Source organism: Streptomyces sp. NPDC005784, assembly GCF_042871525.1.
Classification (GTDB): Bacteria; Actinomycetota; Actinomycetes; order Streptomycetales; family Streptomycetaceae; genus Streptomyces.
Genome location: NZ_JBIAIQ010000105.1, coordinates 1 through 2,636, shown reverse-complemented (window position 1 = coordinate 2,636; position 2,636 = coordinate 1). Strand labels below are relative to the sequence as shown.

At 64.4% G+C, this 2,636-nt stretch carries 4 protein-coding genes; all 4 read left to right on the top strand.

Annotated elements, in window-relative coordinates:
* The coding region (locus ACFYR3_RS45640) for a hypothetical protein (protein WP_389288332.1) at window positions 1–212 on the top strand (212 nt) is incomplete at its 5' end.
* Between the two features lie 330 nt (window positions 213–542).
* The gene (locus ACFYR3_RS45635) at window positions 543–1,031 is read left to right on the top strand and encodes a hypothetical protein (RefSeq protein WP_389288330.1); all 489 of its coding nucleotides are present in this window, start codon (window positions 543–545) and stop codon (window positions 1,029–1,031) included.
* Complete coding sequence (locus ACFYR3_RS45630; RefSeq protein ID WP_355859005.1) at window positions 1,028–1,642, top strand: hypothetical protein; 615 nt, start codon at window positions 1,028–1,030, stop codon at window positions 1,640–1,642. Before ACFYR3_RS45635 ends, ACFYR3_RS45630 begins: the two co-directional genes overlap by 4 nt.
* 241 nt (window positions 1,643–1,883) lie before the next feature.
* Entirely contained in the window at window positions 1,884–2,219 is a 336-nt protein-coding gene (locus ACFYR3_RS45625) for a hypothetical protein (RefSeq protein WP_389288328.1), read from the top strand.
* Window positions 2,220–2,636: the final 417 nt, after the last annotated feature.

The window sequence follows — 2,636 nt, the reverse complement described above, 5'->3', positions numbered from 1 at the left end:
GCACCGCATCCCCGGCCTGCCGTGAAGCCCCGGAACCGGACAACCTGCCTTCAAGTACTACGAGTCAGCCGAGCACTCGCAGAACACCCTCTCAGTCCTTCCTCGGCTGGCTGCCCGGCCTTGAGGCAACCGTCGTGATTCTTTGCAACAACGAGGAGACCAACCTCGACGCCCTCCTGCGACAGCTCATACCAACAATGCTCGACAGCTGATGTCGAGCATTGCAAAGCGTCGACACCCGCGTTAGGGGCGCGGTACAGCCATCACGGGACCGAGCGTTGCGGGTTCCCTGTTTGGCGCAGTGCGGTGGGGTCAGGCTGCCTGGAGACATCCGTGCGTCCCTCGTCCGGATGAGAATGCCCCCGTGGCGTTGTCAGTGGAGAAGGCGTCCCTGTCCGCACGCGAGGAAAGACTCGCAGCTTCCGGCGTTGCACTCGATAGGATCCGAGGCTGAAAACGGATCACTTCTGCATACACCAACTGACCAATATAGAAGTCTAGTTCGGCCCAAGCGTGCCTGTTGGCCCTACTCGCATCGTGATGTGATCAACGCCATGAAGAAGGTCACGGCGTTAGCGGCCACTGCCCTGACCACCGAGACTCTGTTGTCCTGCGCGGCGTCCTCCGCGCAGGTCCGGCCAGGCCCGGTCGTACCGCACCCCTGGGATAAGCGGGTGCACTGCAACGCGACCGACCCTGACGGCCGTCACATCGTCACCCGATTCGGCACTTCCGACTTCGGCTGGTACCACTTCACCAACCGCCACAACATCCACAAGTGCTCTACGCTGGCCGCAGCCAATCATGGCAATGCCGGCCGGGACAACCACCACGGCCGTCTGGAGTATGACGGCGTCGCCTTCGAAACCGGCCCAAGGCCAAGGCAGGTCAAGTTCACCGTCATCGTTCAGTACACGCGAAAGACAACGGACGGATTGTACGATGCCGGCAGGGGACAGAAGATCGGCGTCATCAACGCTTTCTGCCGCAACCAATCAAACAACAAGTGCCCGGCATGGATGCATCCGTGACAGACCCTGAAGACCGAGAGCAGCAGGCGGATGCGACCCGCCGACTGCTGTATTACCTGAACGCTCCAGTCGCCGAGTACTGCCGCCTGCGCGGCGTCCTGCCCGCGCCCGGCGCCGTACGCATCGCCATCCGTGCCGGAGACGACGAGAACGGCCGGGACTTCCTTTACGAGATCCCCAACGACACGGTGACCCCGTACTACGTCCCCGGCCTGCTGCGTACGGTCCTGACCGGGCCTCAGATCCACAGCAGCAGTGATGTCGGCGAAGTCATGGGGATGACCCTCATCTGCCTCCGCCCGCAGGAGATCACCCCGGACCCGGAACCCGAACAGGGCCGGGCACTCACTGTCGTGCACGCCCTGTCGGACCCCGGCGACGACGAGAACCCCTTCCTGATCGGCTTCCTGATGCACGGCGACGGCCTGCTGCGGCTCTACGTGCAGCGTCCCGACGGGCCCGGCATCATTGGCGCCGACATTCGCCTGACCGAGACACCCCCCACTGCGCTGATCGCCTCTCTCCCCTCCCTCGTCGAGGAAGAGCAGTATCAACGGCCGGCCCCGGACGACCCGCACTGCGGTCTCCTCGTCGACCTGACCAACTGGTAGCACGGCATCGCGGTCCTGCGCTGCAGCCCGCACGTGTCCAGGAATGCCGCACCTGACACCCAACCATTTAGCATCCGGTCATTTCCGGCGGGCTGTGCGTCGGCTGGGGCATCGGTTCCGACGGCAACGACGACGGCTGGAACGACGACAAGGAATGTTCGGACGCCACTGACTGGGACTGCGAGATCATCTTCACCGATATCAAGCTCGCCGAGGACGCCCTGCCCGGCATCCTGAAGAAATGGTGAGCCGGCCGCTGCGGGCCGCCGCCGTCGGCACGGTCCTGTGGACCCCGACCGGCTGCGACGGCGGCTCCAAGCCGTGCGAACTGTTCGACGTCGTCCCGCAGGTCGCCGTGACGTGGCAGGTCGACGGACTGCCCTACAGCGAGGACTGCGCCTATCGGCCGGGGGCGTGGCCGAGCATTGCGGAAGCGGTGCGCCGCTACGGCGGCCAACCGCGGGTCCTGCGCCTGCCGGAGGGCTACGACGAACGACAGGCGCAGATTCGGCTTCGTCGAACCGTTCGAACTCCTCAGCCTCGACACAGGCGTTGGCCTCGTCGAACCAGGATTTGAACTGGCTGAAGACAGGCTCTGGGAGGAAACGTCCACGCTGCCAGGGCATGCCGGCCTCGTCGACGGTGATCGTGCCGACGAGGGTGCTTCCACTCAAGAGCCGCCACTCACTGTGAAGATCGGTCATCCTGGCCTCATGAGGTGGTTCCTACGGCTTCCTGGCGTGGCCGCGCCTGGTACAGCTGTCAGGCTCGCAGAGGTTACGGAACACCTGCGGGACAGCACCACGCCGGGGTGGAGGTGTCCGGGCCCAGCCCCCGACCATTCATCAAGGCGCTGATCTGCACCACAGCGGTAGCGATCTTGCGATCGACGTTAAAGCTCAAGCGTACGTCCAGCAGCTCGGGCATCGTCCCAGCTCAGAGGAGGTGGAGAAGGTGTAACCGGGCGTCAAGTTCAGGACAGCCAGCCGGTGTG

Excerpts from the sequence above, each read along its gene's own strand:
- ACFYR3_RS45625 (WP_389288328.1), top strand. The coding sequence starts at position 1,884 with ATGGTGAGCCGGCCGCTGCGGGCCGCCGCCGTCGGCACGGTCCTGTGG.